At 72.4% G+C, this 16128-nt stretch carries 12 protein-coding genes and 1 pseudogene; 4 read left to right on the plus strand and 9 right to left on the minus strand.

Features of this window, described 5'->3' with window-relative positions:
• Positions 1-86, minus strand: a pseudogene (locus DIE12_RS35605) (hydrolase); the annotation flags it as partial.
• Between the two features lie 274 nt (positions 87-360).
• Between DIE12_RS35605 and DIE12_RS35610 the strand changes: the two are divergent.
• The 4 genes from DIE12_RS35610 (at position 361) to DIE12_RS35625 (ending at position 3599) form a co-directional block, all read left to right on the plus strand.
• Entirely contained in the window at positions 361-621 is a 261-nt protein-coding gene (locus DIE12_RS35610; RefSeq protein ID WP_124524096.1) for a XapX domain-containing protein, read from the plus strand.
• Between the two features lie 34 nt (positions 622-655).
• Positions 656-2236: a sodium:proton antiporter gene (locus tag DIE12_RS35615; protein ID WP_124524099.1), complete on the plus strand. Its 1581-nt coding sequence runs from the start codon at positions 656-658 to the stop codon at positions 2234-2236.
• Between the two features lie 61 nt (positions 2237-2297).
• On the plus strand, positions 2298-2690 hold the full coding sequence (locus DIE12_RS35620; RefSeq protein WP_059467735.1) for an OsmC family protein: 393 nt from the start codon (positions 2298-2300) through the stop codon (positions 2688-2690).
• A gap of 24 nt (positions 2691-2714) precedes the next feature.
• On the plus strand, positions 2715-3599 hold the full coding sequence (locus DIE12_RS35625; RefSeq protein WP_124524101.1) for a pirin family protein: 885 nt from the start codon (positions 2715-2717) through the stop codon (positions 3597-3599).
• 71 nt (positions 3600-3670) lie between these two features.
• Here the strand turns inward: DIE12_RS35625 and DIE12_RS35630 are convergent, their stop codons facing one another.
• Genes DIE12_RS35630 through bcsZ form a run of 8 tightly spaced genes read right to left on the minus strand, consistent with a single transcriptional unit; the run spans position 3671 to position 16122 of the window.
• Positions 3671-3865 carry a hypothetical protein gene (locus tag DIE12_RS35630; protein ID WP_124524103.1) on the minus strand — a complete coding sequence of 65 codons (195 nt, stop codon included), beginning with the start codon at positions 3863-3865 and terminating at the stop codon, positions 3671-3673.
• Positions 3847-5403, minus strand: a complete 1557-nt coding sequence (gene bcsG, locus DIE12_RS35635; protein WP_124524105.1) for a cellulose biosynthesis protein BcsG — start codon at positions 5401-5403, stop codon at positions 3847-3849. Before bcsG ends, DIE12_RS35630 begins: the two co-directional genes overlap by 19 nt.
• A gap of 27 nt (positions 5404-5430) precedes the next feature.
• Positions 5431-7968 carry a UDP-forming cellulose synthase catalytic subunit gene (gene bcsA / locus DIE12_RS35640; RefSeq protein ID WP_124524107.1) on the minus strand — a complete coding sequence of 846 codons (2538 nt, stop codon included), beginning with the start codon at positions 7966-7968 and terminating at the stop codon, positions 5431-5433.
• Positions 7965-8753, minus strand: coding sequence for a cellulose biosynthesis protein BcsQ (gene bcsQ / locus DIE12_RS35645; RefSeq protein WP_124524109.1), 789 nt, complete (start codon positions 8751-8753; stop codon positions 7965-7967). Before bcsQ ends, bcsA begins: the two co-directional genes overlap by 4 nt.
• The gene (locus DIE12_RS35650) at positions 8750-8959 is read right to left on the minus strand and encodes a hypothetical protein (protein ID WP_124489491.1); all 210 of its coding nucleotides are present in this window, start codon (positions 8957-8959) and stop codon (positions 8750-8752) included. Before DIE12_RS35650 ends, bcsQ begins: the two co-directional genes overlap by 4 nt.
• Positions 8956-10956, minus strand: coding sequence for a cellulose biosynthesis protein BcsE (gene bcsE / locus DIE12_RS35655; protein ID WP_124524300.1), 2001 nt, complete (start codon positions 10954-10956; stop codon positions 8956-8958). The genes DIE12_RS35650 and bcsE overlap by 4 nt, the downstream gene beginning before the upstream one ends.
• Before the next feature lie 16 nt (positions 10957-10972).
• Positions 10973-14908: a cellulose synthase subunit BcsC-related outer membrane protein gene (locus DIE12_RS35660; protein ID WP_124523901.1), complete on the minus strand. Its 3936-nt coding sequence runs from the start codon at positions 14906-14908 to the stop codon at positions 10973-10975.
• Positions 14893-16122 (minus strand): cellulose synthase complex periplasmic endoglucanase BcsZ, encoded by a 1230-nt coding sequence (bcsZ, locus tag DIE12_RS35665; RefSeq protein WP_124523921.1) that lies wholly within the window; start codon positions 16120-16122, stop codon positions 14893-14895. The genes DIE12_RS35660 and bcsZ overlap by 16 nt, the downstream gene beginning before the upstream one ends.
• Positions 16123-16128: the final 6 nt, after the last annotated feature.

The raw sequence follows: 16128 nt of genomic DNA on the forward strand, positions 1-16128 counted from the left end.
ACGCCGAACGCCATCTGCGGCTGCTGGTCGATGAAGATCAGCTGGCTGTTGTGCGGAGTGAGTACTTCAAGCTTCGGATTGCTCATGGCGCATGGCGTCCTGTGAACGAAAAGAGAGGGCCCGCCTCGACCGTGAAAACGGGAGGAGCCGGCGGCACATCGCGCCGGATCGTCATCCGGCTCGCATTATTTAAGCCGCAAACGCCCGGCGCGACCACCCAAGAAACGGAATCGATGCGATTCCGGAAACGGCGCCCGTTGGAAGCGGCCCGCTCTTTTTTTCTTCACGCAAACCCGCTACGCTTTCAAAACCTTGACGGCGCCGTTTCGGTGCCGCTCGCCCATCACCGGACGCTCCACCATGAAACCGTACGTCTTCTCGCTGCTCGCCGGCATCCTCGCCGGTGTCATCTACGGCGCGCTCGGCGTGAACTCGCCCGCGCCGCCGGTCATCGCGCTCGTCGGCCTGCTCGGCATGCTGGCCGGCGAACAGATCCTGCCCGTCGCGCGGCGCATGCTCGCGGGCCACCGGCTGAACACCGCATGGCGCGACGCGAAGTGCAGCCAGCACATGTTCGGCGCGCTGCCGGGCGGCAGCGCGAACGAACGCAAGCCGTCGTGACGCGCACGCTCCGCAATAGCCGCACGCGTCGCGCATGACCAACGTCGAGCTGTTCCACTACCTGCTGCTGTTGATCTGCGGCGCGGGCGCGCTCACCTGGCTCGCGGAGCGCGTGTCGATCCCGCCGGCCGTCGTGCTGCTGCTCGGCGGCTGCGTGGTGGCCATCGCAGGCAAGCGCACGCCCGACATGGATCCGGCGCTGCTGCTCGTGGCCGTGCTGCCGCCGCTGCTGATGTCGAGCGGCTTCTATACGGCGTGGAAGGAATTCCGCCACGAGCTCGCGTCGATCGCGTCGCTCGCGCTCGGCGCGGTGGTGTTCACGACGGTTGCGGTCGCGCTCGCCGTGCATGCGGCCAATCCGGCGCTGCCGTGGGCCGCGTGCTTCACGCTCGGCGCGATCGTGTCGCCGCCCGACGCGGTCGCCGCGAAGGCGATCCTGCAGCGCCATCCGCTGCCCGCGCGGCTCGTCGCGGTGCTCGAAGGCGAAAGCCTCGTCAACGATGCATCGGGCCTGCTGCTGTACCAGATGGCCGTCTCGGCCGCGCTCGCCGTCACGATCACGACCGCGAGCGCCACCGGCCTGTTCTTCTCGCTCACGCTGATCGGCATCGCGGTCGGCCTCGCGTGCGGCCATGCGATGTGCTGGGTGCTGCAGCGCCTGCGCGAGCCGATGCTCGGGATCGTCGTGACCTTCGCGATGGCGTGGGGCAGCTACGGGATCGCCGAAGCCGTGCACGGTTCGGGCGTGCTGTCGGTCGTGACCTGCGGCCTCGTGCTCGGCGTGCGCCAGCATCGCGTGTTCGGCGCCGACATGCGGATCAAGGCGAAGGCGACCTGGGAAGCGATCGTGTTCGTGCTCGACGCGCTCGTGTTCATCCTGATCGGCCTCGCGCTGCATGCGATCCTCGCCGGCGTGAACCACGAAGGCGCGGTGCTGATGGCCGGCCTGCGCGTCGCGCTGCCGGCCACCGCCGCCGCGATCGCCGCGCGCGTCGTGTGGGTGTTCGTCGCGATGTGGCTGCCGGGCCGCCTGCGCGCGCCGCGCGCGGGCCATGCGCCGTGGTCGTGGCGCGAGGCCGTCGTGCTCGGCTGGTCCGGCATGCGCGGCGTCGTGAGCCTCGCGGCCGCGATCGCGCTGCCGGGCAACTTCCCTGGGCGCGACCTGATCCTGTTCAGCACGTTCCTGCTGATCATCGCGACGCTGGTCGTGCAAGGCGGCACGCTCGCGCCGCTGATCCGCGTGCTGAAGCTGCGCCCGGCCGCGCGGCACACGATGTCCGAGCATGCCGTGCGCGCCCATACGTTCGGCGCGGCGCTCGCCGAACTCGATGCGCGCGAGCAGCGCGGCACGAGCCTCGAACGCGCATCGCTCGACCGGCTGCTGACCGAATACCGCAGCCGCGTCGCGTTCAACGAACGCGCGCACCGCGACGGCGCAGAACCGGCGGACGTGCGCGCGCGGATGCTGCGCGTCGAGCTCGAGCTGGTCGGCGTGTCGCGTGATGCGCTGCTCGAGCTGCATCGCGACGGCCGGGTCGACGACGCGGTGCTGCACCGCATAGAATCCGAGCTGGATTTCGAGGAACTGCGGCTGCAGCGCCTGCTCGAACCGTAACGTCCAGCCTGCCCGGCCCTCCCCGGCCGGCCCGCCTTCCCTTTCCCCACATGGAATTGCAATGAGCGAACTGTCCGTCGAAGCGAGCATCGGCTCGGTCGATTACCTGGTCCATTTCACCGACGGCGTCCATCAGTGGCGCGCCGACGAACCGGCGTCGCTCGGCGGCGGCGATACCGCACCGACGCCCGTCGCGCTGCTGCTGTCGAGCCTCGGCGCGTGCACCGCGATCACGCTGAAGATGTACGCGCAACGCAAGGGCTGGCCGCTCGCCGAAGTGCACGTGAAGCTCGCGCACGAATCGGGTAGCGCGGGCAGCACGATCGTGCGCCGCATCACGCTCGACGGCGACCTGACCGACGAGCAGCGCGAGCGACTGCTGCAGATCGCGAATGCGTGCCCGGTGCACAAGATCCTCACGCACCCGATCACGATCGATACGGCAATCGCCTGACCCACCGGATACGAGAGACCCACCATGTCCGCATCGATCAAGACCCTGCTCACGCCGCGCGAGAGCGACATCGGCAACCTCGTCGTGCGCCGCGTGCTGCCCGCGCGCGCCGCGCGCCTCGTCGGCCCGTTCATCTTCTTCGACGAGATGGGGCCGGCCGTGCTGCCGGCCGGCAGCGGCATCGACGTGCTGCCGCATCCGCACATCGGCCTCGCGACCGTCACCTACCTGTTCGACGGCACGCTGATGCATCACGACAGCCTCGGCTTCCGGCAGAAGATCGTGCCCGGCGACGTGAACTGGATGACGGCCGGGCGCGGCATCGTCCATTCGGAGCGTTCGCCCGACGAGGACCGCCCGCATGAACAGCCGGTGCACGGGATCCAGACCTGGGTCGCGCTGCCGGTCGAGCACGAGGACACCGCGCCCGCATTCGTGCATCACGCGGCCGACACGCTGCCGTCGTTCACGCGCGACGGCGCGCACGTGCGCGTGATCGCGGGCACCGCGTTCGGGCTCACGTCGCCGGTCGCGGTGTTCTCGCCGACGCTCTATGCGTATGCTGAATTCGCCGCGGGCGGGCAGCTCGCGCTCGACGCGGAACACGACGAGCGCGGCGTGTATCTCGTCGACGGCGACCTCACGATCGACGGCACGCCGCTCGCCCCCGCGACGATGGCCGTGCTCGAACCCGGCACGAACGTCGCGCTCGCCAGCGCGAACGGCGCGCGCGTGATGCTGCTCGGCGGCGCGCACCTGCCGGGCGAGCGGTTCATCGAATGGAATTTCGTGTCGAGCGAGCGCGCGAAGATCGAGGCGGCCCGCCACGCGTGGGCGGCGCAGACCTTCGGCAAGGTGCCGGGCGAGGAAAACGAATGGACGCGCCAGCCGGAGCGCCGCGCGCAGTGAGCCCGCGGTGAGCCGATAGCGGTCGGCGCATCGATGCAGCGCGGCCGGCATTCACGCCGGCCGCCTTGCGTTTACCGCCTCAATCCCATCAGCTTCGCGAGCACGGGCCAGCGCTCGAGCGATTCGACGAATGCGCGCCGCGCCTGCTCGTCGACGTAGCGGGCCGGATCCAGCGCAGGCAGGTGCCGCGCGAGGCCTAGCACGTCGTTCGGTTGCGACAGGCGATCGTCGTCGCCATCGCCGATGTTTACTGTTCGTCGATCCATACGCCGTCCGGAGTCTTAACCGCATAGCCGGTGCTCGTCTGCAGCGTCACCGTGCCTTCGTTCTCGCCGACCATCCGCGTGCGCGGCAGGTCGGCGGCATATTGCGCAAGCGTCGCGCCCGGCTTGAACGGGCTGTTCGACACGAGGTTCGACAGCAGCTGCGCGAGCGCGAGGAAGCTCGTCGGCTGGTCGATCACGGTCGTCGTGCCGTGATTGCCGGTGAAGCCGACGAGCCGCACGCCGACCGGCCCGTGGACGACGCGCGGCGTCGGGATCTCGCGCAGGCCGGCCACCTGGTTCTTGTCGCCGCGCAGCGCGGCGCCGTGCTCGGGCACGAACACGATCACTGCGCGCCGTCCCGACTGCGCGATCAGGTCGGCGAGCCGGTCGAAGTCGTTCATCATCCGGGTCACGCGCTGCGGATACGAATCGATGCTGGTGAGCGAGCTGCCCACCACGCGGTTGCCGTCGTGCAGGCTGATCGTGTTGTAGTACAGCGCGACCGGGCCCGGCACCGACGCGCGCTGCGCGTACCAGTTCGCGAGCGTGCCGTAGTCGTCCTTGATCGCCGAGCCGTCGAACGCATGCATCGCGACCGGGGCGGCGGCGTTCGAGATCATCGGCGCGTCGGGCACGCCGATGTTGTCGTGAACGACCTGCAGGAAGTTGTCGAAGTGCCCGTCGTGGTTCAGCAGCGACTGCACCGTGTAGCCGGCGGACGCGAGTTGCGAAAACAGGTGGCACTGCTGCGGCGCGGGCTTGTACAGGTCCGCGTGCGCTTCCTGCCCGCAACTCGCGCGCAGCACGCGGATCGCGGCCGGGCCGCTGTAGCTCGCCGCCGTGCTGAAGTTGTTGAACAGGTAGTCGAAGTGGCTCAGCATCGGGTGATTGCGCATCTTCGCGGCATCGAGGTCGTCCCACGACAGCGAGCACACGTGCAGCACGATCACGTCGAACTGCGCGGCCGGATCGTTGCCGAGATGGCCGAACGCGACCTGCCGCTGCGACTCCTGCGCGCGGAACGTCGCGAGCGCCGCGTTGTGGTCCTCGGGCTGGCCGGCGCGCCCGCCCGTGGCGTCGGCCTGCTGCTGCGGGAGCGGCGCGACGACGCGCGCCATCAGCCCGTTGCCGGCCTGCCACAGCGGCATCACGACCAGCGCGGCGAGCACGAAGGTCGCGACGCGCACCCAGCGGTTGACGATGAAATAGACGATCAGCACGCCCGCCACGGTCAGCACCAGCAGCGGCGGCAACAGGCGCGGCAGCAGCTCCATCCAGTAGTCGAGGCGGAACGTGCTGACCTCGCGCGCGGCATCGACAAGGCGCGCGAGCGGCGGCGCATGCAGCTCGCGCGCAAGGAGCGGCACCGCGATCGCGAGCGCGGCGAGCTGTCGCACGATGCGCCACACGCGCGCCCGGATCGGCGCGCTCGCCGCGAGCGCCAGCGCGAACGCGAGGTTCGCGAGCCACAGCGGCTGCAGGTGGCCGGTCGCGAACAGCGCGAACTTCAGGATGAAATACAGATTCCAGAACGTCATCTAAACCACTCCGTGATGGGCGCCGCGTCAGTCGCGCGCCCGATCGAGCTTCGGTGCCAACATCGACTGCACGCCGCGCGCCGCACCTTTCCACATCCGTACGTAACCGTCCAGGCCCACGCGCAGCACTTCCTTCAGCCCGCGCAGCGGCGTGTCCGCGCGCGCGCTCGCGTGCCAGTCGAGCCACGCGTCCGCGCGGCCGAACGTGCACTGCACGAGCTGGCGCTCCTGCTCAAGCGTCAGCGCCTCGAAGCTCACGCCGACGTGGGTCGGCGTCACGCGGCTCACGCGCACCGGGAACGGAAACGGCCGGTCGCCGCGCGTCACGCATACCGTCAGCGTGTCGCCGACCGCGAGCGGCAGCCCCGGCACCGCTTCGAGGCCGAGGCCGCCGGTCGAGTAGTCGCTCGTGAAGCATGCGGCAGTCGAGCCGTCGGCGAGCAGCAGCGTCGCCGGCACGCGCATCGCGATCCGGTGCGTGACGCGCACCTGCTTGGTCTCGCGCGCGACGGCCATGGCCGCGCCGAGCATCGCGAGGTTGTAGACGGTCCAGCCGAGCGTGATCAGGATCGTCGACGCCTCGTCGCCCTGGTCGGCCACGAGCCGCCACAGGCCGGCCGCGATCGCGAGCACGTTCAGCGCGAACAGCACGAGGTACGGCTTCGAGGTCGACCAGTCGACGTAGCCTTCGTCGATCTTGCCGCCCTTGTCGGTCACGTTGAACTTGCCGTGCTGCGGGCTGAAGAACGCGACGGTGGTCGGCAGCGCGATGTACCACGCGAGCACCGATTCGTAGACCTCGGCCCAGAACGAGTGGCGATAGCGCCCCTGCATCCGCGAGTTCGCGACGTTCGCGAGCACCAGGTACGGGATCACGTAGCTCGCGAGCGCGACCGACGACGCATTGATGAAGTACAGGTGGAAGAACAGGTACGCGAGCGGGATCGTCAGGAACACGAGCCGCGGGATCCCGTAGAAGAAATGCAGCATCGCGTTGCCGTAGCAGATCCGCTGGATGAAGCCGAGCCCGCGCCCGAGGAACGGATTGTCGATGCGGAAGATCTGCGCCATCCCACGCGCCCAGCGCGTGCGCTGCTTCACGTGGCCGGCGAGGCTCTCGGTCGCGAGGCCTGCCGCCTGCACGGTCGGCAGGTAAGCCGACGTGTAGCCGCGGCGGTGCAGCTTGAGCGCGGTGTGCGCGTCCTCGGTCACGGTCTCGACCGCGACGCCGCCTACCTCCTCCAGCGCGGTGCGCTTGAGCACCGCGCACGACCCGCAGAAGAACGTCGCGTTCCACAGGTCGTTGCCCGACTGCACGAGCCCGTAGAACAGGTTGCCCTCGTTCGGGATCTCGCGGAACGTGCCGAGGTTGCGCTCGAACGGATCGGGCGAGAAGAAATGGTGCGGCGTCTGTACCAGCGCGCATTTCGGGTCGCGCAGGAACACGCCCATCGAGGTCTGCAGGAACGAGCGCGTCGGCACGTGATCGCAGTCGAAGATCGCGATGTATTCGCCGTGCGTCTTCGGCAGCGCGCGGTTGATGTTGCCGGCCTTCGCGTGGCGGTTGTCGTCGCGCGTCAGGTAGCCGATCCCCGCCTCGCGCCCGAACGCCTCGAACTCGGGGCGCCGGCCGTCGTCGAGCAGGTACACGCGCAGCTTGGCCGCCGGCCAGTCGATGCTCTGCGACGCGAAGACGGTCGGCTTCACGACCGACAGCGGTTCGTTGTAGGTCGGGATGTAGACGTCGACGCTCGGCCAGGTGTCCGGGTCGTCGGGCAGCGGCACGATCGGCCGGTCGAGCGGCCACGCGGTCTGGACGAAGCCGAGCAGCAGGATCATCCACGTATAGGCTTCGGCGCCGTACAGCAGGTAGCCGGCGAACGCCTCGACGGGGCTGCGGAAATCGAGTGTCTGGGTCGTGCGCCACCACACGTAGCGGACGGTGGCGAGCAGCGCGAGCGACGCGAGCGCAAGCGTCGGCAGATGGCCCGGCAGGCGGCGCAGCGCGAGCGCCAGCACCGCGACGATCGCGAAGAACGCGAACTGCGCGCCGGGCATCAGCGGCGACATCCCGGCCGCGGCCCACATCAGCGCGCCGGCGATCAGCAGCAGCGGCGCGAGCCAGCGGTGCCGGCCGACGCCGTGCGCGCGCGCGTCGAGCCAGCCGCCCCAACGAGCCCACGGCAGACGCGCGAGCAACGCGTCGAGGCGCCGGCCGAGCGCGCGCGCCGCGACGTAGACCGGCACGACGAACGTGTCGAACCACGCGAGCGGATCGCGCGCGGGCCGGCCATCGGCTGCGCGCGGCGCGCGCACGATCGCGCGCCACAGCCATTCGCGCGTGCTCAGCGGCTGCAGCACGCCCCACTCTTGCGCGAGCCACAGGAAGGCGATGCGTGCCCGGCGGCGCACGGGATCGGGCCGGCCGGGCGGCGGCGCGTGGAAGAACAGCCGCACGAGCCAGTCGAGCAGCGTGCGCTCGGCCGGCAGCCCGATCCCGTGCGCGCACCAGTCGGTCGCGCGCCGGGCCGCAGCGCGCCAGCGCGACGCGAACGCGGCCTTCATCGCCGCACTCCCGTGCGGCCGGCCGCGGCCGCCGCGAGCCACGCGTCGACCCAGTTCGCGACGCCGTTCAGGTCGTGCGATGCCTGCGAATACGGCGCGTCGTCGAAGATCCAGCTGCCGCGCGCGAGCGTTTCGGGCACGGCCGCATCGACGTGAATCCGCTGCTCGAGCATCGACGCCGGTCCCGCGACCGCGCGCAGCATCGCGAGCGCATCGCGCTGCATGTCGCGCGCCGGGTTCAGCCGGTTCACGACGATCTGCAGGTCGCCGCCGCCGGCCCGCAGCGCGTCGAGGCGCGCGGCAACGGTCGCGCACGCGGCCGGTTCGGGCGGCACGACGACGAGCGTCAGGTCCGCGCGGCGAATCGCCTGCTCGGCCTGCGGCGACGGATAGCGCGCGGTGTCGACCAGCACGACGCCGTCAGGCGGCAGCGCGATCTCGTCGAGCGCGCGCGACAGCCAGGCCGGATCGGCCGCGAGCCGCGCATCGCAGGCGGCGGCGCCCGCCGCGTCGACCTGCCCGTACGGGACGAACAGCACGCCGTCGGCATTGCGCCACGTATGCGCGTGCCACGGCGCGGCGTTACCCGGGTCACCGAGCAGGCTGTGCGCGAGCCCGTGCTCGGCCAGCGTGTCGAGACCGAGCGTCGCGCCCATCAGGTTCTGCGCGTCGAACTCGACCGCGACGACCGGCCGGCCGCGACGGGCGAGCAGCACCGCGAGCGCGCCCGCGAGCGTCGTGCGGCCCGCGCCGCCGGTCGTCGACGTGACGGCGATCGTCTTCATGGCGCCGCCCCGCCGGCGTGATCGGCATCGGGCAGCAGGCGCCCGCGCAGCGCGACCGGCACGAGTTCGCACGGCACCGCGTCGCGCCGCTGCAGCCCGCGCGGCGCATGAAAGCCGCGGCCGAGGCCCAGGTGCTGCGCGACGAGCCACACCGGCACCGCGATCGCGATGCCGACGATGAATCCGATGACGAGTTCGGCGATCATGCGCCCTCCGGCTTGCGCAGCGGCATCGCGCTGCGGATGGCGCCGCGCGTGTGCGCGACGGGAAATGCAGGAAATGCCGGCGCATCGCCCGGCATGTCGGCGGCCGGCGTCGCATCGTCGGCGTGAACCGCGTGCGGCGGCGCATCGACGTGCCGGTCGGCCGCGCCGCCCGCGGCGGCCACGCCGGCCCCGCCGGCCACGGTGCCGTCGGCGCCCGGTTCGGCACGCGCCGCGGCATCCGCCGCGCGTTCGCCCGGCGCGCGTGCCGCATCCGCCGGCTGCGCCGTCGCGAACAGGTCGCTGTAGTCGGCGATCGGCGCGCGCCGGTTCTCGGCCTTCAGCGCATCGAGCTCGGTGTCGATGCTGCCCTGCCCGAGACACACGACGCGATCGGACAGCGTCTCGACCGGCACGTCGAAGATACGCGCGAGCGCATCCTCGGCATCGGCCGGCTCGCACGCGAACAGGAACACGTACAGGTGCCCGGCATCGGCCGTCACGACGTCGCCCGCGCGGCGCGGCCGGCAGTGCCGCAGCGCATCGACGTGCGACACGCCGGGCAGCAGCGCGATCTTCGCGAGCGTATGCGGCAGCGCGAGCACGGCGCCGCGATCGAGCACCGCGCGAATCCGCAGGCAGAACGCGCCGACCGGCAGGTAGCCGAGCACCGAATCGCCGAGCGCGGCCGCGAGCGCCGCGCGATAGTCGGGCGTGACGGGCCGCGCATAGAGCTGCCCGCGCAGCGCGTGCACGGCCGCGTGCATCCGCGTCACCGGCAGGTCGCGCGCGACGACGCGGTTCGCGCCGACGCTCAGCACCAGCATCTCGAACTGCTGGCGCAGCACCTCGCCGCGCTCGACCACGGCGATCTTCAACGCGCCGCCGCATTGCCGGCGCAGCGTGTGAACGGCCGCGCACAGCGTCTCGAGCTGCGCATGCGAGCGGAACGCCAGCACCGCGGTCGCGGCCTGCGCGCGTGCGCAGGCCGCGACGACCGCCGCGTTGTCGTCGACGATTTCCCAGTCGGCCGGCACGCGTCCGCCTTCGTCGAGCACCGCGCGGCTGACGACGACGCGATCCTCGTCGGTCGCGAGCTTCATCCGGCGCAGCGGTTCGGCGGCGGCGCCGTCGACGATCGCCGCGAGCCGGCCGCCCGGCGCGAAGCGCAGCGGCCGCACTTCGCCGGCCGCGAGCGTCTCGCCCGCGCGCCAGAAATCGACGACCCACAGCAGCTCGCCGTGCGTGCGCTGCAGCTGCGCGACGCCCGCGCACACGCCGTGAAAGCCGCTGCGTGGCGCGCGATTCGCGTCGCGCACGAGCGGCGGATCATCGGTGTCCGGATCGGCGCCGGTGCGCACGATCTCGGGATCGACCAGCAGCACCAGCGCGATCCGGTGCGTGCGGCACCAGTCGGCGAGCGCGTGCGCTTCTTCCGCGAGCGCCGTCGGATCGTCCCAGCTGAACCAGCGTTGCGCGCCTTCGATGAAATACAGCGAGCGCGCGCGAAAACCGTAGCGCTTCATCGCGCGCAAGCCGCCCGTGAGCCGCGCGAACGGACCGGGCGCGGCACGGCGCGGCGCACCGGGCTCGCGCGCGGCATCGCCGTCGGCCGCCGCGGGCGCGGGCGGCATCGCCAGCACGTTGAGGTTGCGCGGCCAGCCGGCCGGCTGCGCGCCGCCCGAGAAACCGCGCGCCTGCAGCTGCGCGGCAACGTGCGCCGCGGCGCGCGACAGCACGACCGTCACGTCGCGCGTGCGCGACTGCCGCGCGCTTTCCCACACCAGCGCATCGCACGCCGGCGTGCCGGCGGCGGCATAGATCGCGTACAGGCCGCCCGCTTCCAGCTGCGTCCACGTGTCGGGCAGCCCGTCGATCGCGAGCCGGCTCAGCGGGCCGGCGCGGCCGCCGGCCGGCCCGGTGCGCAGCAGCGCGCGCAGGCGGCCCAGCAGGCCGGCGGCGCCGAGCGCGGGACGGGTTGCATCGAGTTCCGTATTCACGTGTTCTCCCAGTCCCCTAGTAATCCGAATAAAGCCGCACCGGCGTCGGCGTGACGAGCCAGCTGCGCGCCGCGCGTGCGTCGAACGCATAGCGCAGGTACACGAGCGCCGAACTCGGCGCGTAGTCGTGCGACCGGTCGACGTGCAGTTGCGCGCCGACGCTCAGGTGCGGATTCACGCGATACTCGACGATGCCGTTCACGCCGTACGAGAACGACACGCCGCGCGTCGAACTGCCCGCGTAGACGAGCCCCGCCGCCGCCTGCGCGGCGCGCTGGTCCGCGAAGGTCGGGTAGAACAGCGAATCCTTCTCGTAGCTGTTCGAGATCCCGCCCGTGACGGTCAGGTCCCACGACAGCGCGTCGCGCCGCCCCGCCCACTCGAGCGGCACGCCGAGCGACAGGTAGCGCTGCGGGCTGTAGTAGCCGCCCTGCCCGTACGTGTAGTAACGCAGGTTCTGCGCGTAGTGCCACGCATTGCCGACGAGCCCCGTGCTCACCTTCATCGTCGCGCGTTCGTACACGGGCACCGTGAAGCCCGAGCGCAGCGTGACTTCCGCGTTGCGCTCGACGTTGCGGCCGGACAGCACGCCCGCGCCGAGTTCCGCGAACAGGTTCACGCGGCCGACGTCGAGCGCCGCGCGCAGGTTCACGCCGTCGCGGCGCACGCCGCCCCACACCGCGCCCGTCCACGGATCGCGCATCCCCGCATACGACAGCACGCTGCTCGTTTCCGGCCGGCGCGACGCGTTCACGGTGAAGCTCGCCGGGCCCGCGTCGAAGCGGTAGCGCACGCCGCCGACCAGGTAATGCACCGGGAAGCCGAGCGGCGACGTGCCGAGATCGACGCGCCACGCATCGGTGCGATAGCCGGCGCCGAGCGCGACGCCCGTCATCGGCTGGTGCAGGTCGCCCTGCGGATGCGCGATCAACGCGGCGGCCTGCTGGTTCAACGGTGCCAGCGACGAGCCGGCCAGCGCGTTGAGCGCGCCGTAGGTGCCGAAGGTCTTCAGCGAATACGCGTTCGGCACGCTCGTATCGAGCGTGCCGGCGTCCAGATGCACGGTGTCGAGCTGCAGGAACGCGTGCCCGTCGTAGCGCACCGGCATCTGCGCGTAGATCGGCACCTGCTGCGCGCGGTACGCGGAAATCCCTTCGTCGCCCGACTTGTACGCGGGCAGCCAGCCGATCTCGATCTCCGGATCGCGCCGCTGTTCGAGATCCGCGAACGCGGCCTGCGCGGGCGTGCGGCCGTCGCGGCCCGGGCTCACGCCGCTCGTGCGTTCCTGCGACAGCGACAGCCGGTACAGCGACGCGGCATCGTCGTAGCGGCCCTGCGCCTCGGCCACGCGCCCGGCGGCAACCGTCACGTCGGCGCGCGCCGGATACGCGGCCTGCAGCGGGTCGATCACCTGCGCGGCTTCGTCCGGGCGGCGCAGCGCGTTCAGCCGGCGCACGACCGACAGCCGCGTATCGACGTCGTCGTCCGGCGTGCGCGCCAGCACGGCCTGCACGCGCGCGCGCGCGGCCGCGCGCTGGCCGCTGTCCTCGTCGATGCGCGCGAGCGCGAGCTGCGTGTCGGCATCGTCCGGCGTGCGCGCGATAACGGGCGCGAGCGCGTCGCGTGCCGCGTCGTAGTGACCTTGCGCGCGTTCGAGATCGGCCAGCTCGAGTGCATAGCGCTTGTCCGCGCGGCCGGCCGGGCTCGCGCGATCGAGCAGCGTGCGCGCGCGCGCATAGTCCTGCTGCGCGATCGCGTCGTCCGTCCGGCGCAGCACGAGCCGCAGCGACTGATCCTCGATGCGCGCGGTCTGTGCCGGCGTCAGCGCCGGTTCGCGGCGCAGCGTGTCGAGCCACGCGGCGAGCGCGTCGTCGCGCCCCGCGCTGCCGAGCAGGTCGCCGTAGCGCAGCCGCACGTCGGGATCGGCCTCGCGCGGATGCGCGGCGATCCAGTCGCGCAACGGCGCGAGGCCGCGCTCGGGCTCGCCCGCGTCGATCCACTGCGCGCCGATCGCGGCCAGCATGTCGGGATCGTCCGGCGCGCTCGCCTGCGCATGCGCGAGCGACGCGGCGAACGCCGCGCGATCGCCGCGGCCGAGCGCGCCGCGCGCGTCGGCCAGCGCGCTTTGCGCGTCGAGCTTGCGGGCGAGCGCACGCATGCCGTCCGAGCGCTGAGCATCGTCGACACCCGCGAGCGCGGCCTGCGCGCCGGCGACATCGTCGAGCGAGTTGCGATACAGCGCGGTCGCATAGCGCATCTCGGGCGTATCGCTTTGCGCAAGCCCATCATCCATCACCGTGCGGCCGAGCTGCGGCAGCCCCATGTCGCGATACAGCCGCGCGAGCGCGAAACGCGTCCACGGTGCGTCGGGCGCCGCGCGCACGGCCGCCTCGTAGCGTTGCACGGCCGGCCCGCGTTCGCCCTTGTCCGCGAGCGCGCGCGCCTGGCTCGCGAGCAGGTCGGCGCGCAGCCCGTCGAGCGCGCGGCGATCGTCGCTGCCCGTCACGCGGCCTTGCAGCGCGTCGAGCAGCGGGCCGACGCGGTCCGCGCGGCCGGTGCTCTCGTACAGCATCGCCGTGCCGCGCACCGCCGACACGTTCGGCGAACGTGCGGCCAGCAGTTCGCGCAGCAACGGCTCCGCGCGCGCCCAGTCGCGCTGCGCGAGCAGCGCGTCGGCGAGCTGCAGCTTCGCGTCCGGGCTGTCGGGCTGCATCGCGAGGGCGGCGCGCGCCGCGCGCTCGGCATCCTGCGGCCGCCCGGCCGACGCCGCCGCGCGGCCTTGCGCGAGCAGCCCCCAGAACTGCGCGGTACGCGCGAGGCTCTGCCACTTGCCGCGCTGGTCGGTCGACAGCGCCGCGGCGCGCGTGAACAGCGCGCGCGCTTCGTCGTGCCGGCCTTCGCGCAAGCGCAGCAGGCCGAGCCCGCCGAGCGCATCGGCGTCGCCGGCGCGCGCCTGCGCGGCGCGCGCGAGCAGCGGATCGGCACCGGCCAGGTCGCCGCGCGCGAGCGCCTGCAAGCCGCGCTGCTGCGCGATGTAGTCGGGGTCGCGTTCGAGCCGGCGCTGCGCGTCGCGCTGCCGGTCGAGTTCGGCGCTGCGATCGCGGAATTCGGTGTCGTCCGGCACCAGCGCGAGATACGCGTGCAGCGCATCGAGATACGCGGGATCGCTGCCGGCGGACTGCAGCACGCGTCGCCACACGGCCATCGCTTCCGTGTGATCGGCGTCGGCGCGCTTCGCGAGCGACCACGCGATGCGGTTCGCTTCCGCGCGCGTATCGGCGCGCTGGTTCAGCAGCCGCGCGAGCGCGAGCGCCGCGCTCGTGTCCTGCGGGTCGGCCGCGACCGCGCGGCGCAACGCGGCGAGCGCCGATTCGCGGCCACCCGGCGCATTCGCGACGATCTGGTAATACTCGGCGCCGAGCGCGCCGGACGGCGCGCCGTTCGGGAACAGCGCGACGATCCGCCGGGCCGCTTCGTCGGCGCGACCGCTGCGCGCGAGCAGGCGGATCTGCGCCATCTCGCCGCGCCCGCTCGTCGCGACGCGGTATTCGTCGGCCGCGCGCCGCGTGCCGGGCGCCGCGGGCGCGCGGGCCTGCAGGCGTGCCAGCGCGGCCTGCGCGCCTTGCGCGTCGCCGAGCCGCAGCAGCACCCGCATCTGTTCCGCGAGCAGTTCGGGATCGTCCGGCGCGATCAGGAGCCCCTTGCGCAGCGCGTCGCGCGCGAGGTCGTCGCGATGCTTCGCGCCCCACATGCGGGCGGTCGCGAGCTGACGCTGCGCGTCGGGCAGGTCGGTCGTGGCCGGCGCCGGCGCCGAGATGGCCTTCGGCGCGACGGTTTTCGGCAACGCGGGCGCGGGTGTGGCGACGGCGGCCGGCGCCGCCGCCGTGACCGACGACGCGAGCCACGCGAACCCCGCGACGCGCGGTGCGGTGCGCTTCATCGGGCCGCGCATGAACGGTCCTCCCAGCGCGCAGCGAGCGACCCGTCCGCGCCGAACCGGTAGCGGCCGTCGCGCCAGCCCAGGCCGAACAGCGTCAGCACGCTCGTGTAGTAGCCGGGCGCCGCCTGGCGCGCGAGCGCATCGACACGGGCCGCCTGCGCATCGGCGAGCGCATGCTGGCCGCGCGCGTCGAGGAACGGCACGGCCGCCGCGGAGAAGCCGCCATTGCCGTCGTTCGGCCCCGCGACGCCGGTCGTCGTGTCGACCTTCTCCGGCGGCGCGCCATGCGCGGCGATATGGTCGGCGAACGGCGCGAAGCGCGCGAGCAGCGGCGCGGCGAGCGGATCGGCGCGATCGAGCATGCCGGCCCACAGGTACACGCGGATCGCGTTGTACGCGCTTTCCGCATGGGTCTGGGGATCGGGGCCGAAGCCCGCGCCCGCGCGATACAACGCCCAGTCCGGCGAGAAGCCCTTCGGCGCGGTGTCGAGCAGCACGCGGCCGGTACTGGCCGCGAGCGCGGCCCAGCGGCGCTCGTCGGGCAGGCGCGCGGCGAGCCCGCGGATCACCTGCGGCGGCGAATAGCTCGGGTTCACGCGCCATTGGCCATCGGCCAGCTTGAACCCGGTCGGCCCGGGCAGCAGCGTGAGGCCGAGGCCCGGCACGCTGGCCGTCTCGTCGTCGAGCACGCGCTTCGCGAGCAGCGCGCCGCGCGCGGTGTAGCTGCGCTCGTGCCACAGCCGCCCGGCTTCGACGAGCGTGTAGGCGATCCAGAGATCGGCATCCGACGCCGCGTTCGCATCGAGCACGCGCCACGTGCCGTCCGGCGCGCGGCCCCACAGCCACGCCGGCAGCCGGGCGCTCAGGTCGCCCTGTGCGAGGTTGTTCTCGGTCCATGCGAGGATCGTGTCGAACGTGCGTCGGTCGTTCGCGACGAGCGCGAAGAACAGTCCATACGCCTGCCCCTCCGATACCGTGCGCGAATCGGCCGAGCCGACGTCGATCACGCGGCCGTCGGCCGACACGAAATCGCGCTTGAACGCGTCCCAGCGCGGCCACGCCGCGCCGCACCGCACGTCGGCCGCACCGCCTTGCGCCGCCTGCGCGCGCCCGGCCGTCCCGGCTACCCCGGCCGCTGTGCACGCCGCCGCGACGGCCAGCACGAGCGTCGTGCCGCCCCGCCGCGCCGGCCGCGCTGCCCGTCGCCTTGCGAATGCCCAAGCCATCATCCG

This window comes from Burkholderia sp. Bp9015, from assembly GCF_003853505.1.
GTDB lineage: Bacteria > Pseudomonadota > Gammaproteobacteria > Burkholderiales > Burkholderiaceae > Burkholderia.

Coding starts and splice junctions, on each gene's coding strand:
- DIE12_RS35610 (WP_124524096.1), top strand. CDS start 361: ATGAAACCGTACGTCTTCTCGCTGCTCGCCGGCATCCTCGCCGGTGTC.
- DIE12_RS35615 (WP_124524099.1), top strand. CDS start 656: ATGACCAACGTCGAGCTGTTCCACTACCTGCTGCTGTTGATCTGCGGC.
- bcsG (WP_124524105.1), bottom strand. CDS start 5,403: ATGACGTTCTGGAATCTGTATTTCATCCTGAAGTTCGCGCTGTTCGCG.
- DIE12_RS35625 (WP_124524101.1), top strand. CDS start 2,715: ATGTCCGCATCGATCAAGACCCTGCTCACGCCGCGCGAGAGCGACATC.
- bcsA (WP_124524107.1), bottom strand. CDS start 7,968: ATGAAGGCCGCGTTCGCGTCGCGCTGGCGCGCTGCGGCCCGGCGCGCG.
- DIE12_RS35650 (WP_124489491.1), bottom strand. CDS start 8,959: ATGATCGCCGAACTCGTCATCGGATTCATCGTCGGCATCGCGATCGCG.
- bcsZ (WP_124523921.1), bottom strand. CDS start 16,122: ATGGCTTGGGCATTCGCAAGGCGACGGGCAGCGCGGCCGGCGCGGCGG.
- DIE12_RS35630 (WP_124524103.1), bottom strand. CDS start 3,865: ATGGATCGACGAACAGTAAACATCGGCGATGGCGACGACGATCGCCTG.
- DIE12_RS35660 (WP_124523901.1), bottom strand. CDS start 14,908: ATGCGCGGCCCGATGAAGCGCACCGCACCGCGCGTCGCGGGGTTCGCG.
- DIE12_RS35620 (WP_059467735.1), top strand. CDS start 2,298: ATGAGCGAACTGTCCGTCGAAGCGAGCATCGGCTCGGTCGATTACCTG.
- bcsQ (WP_124524109.1), bottom strand. CDS start 8,753: ATGAAGACGATCGCCGTCACGTCGACGACCGGCGGCGCGGGCCGCACG.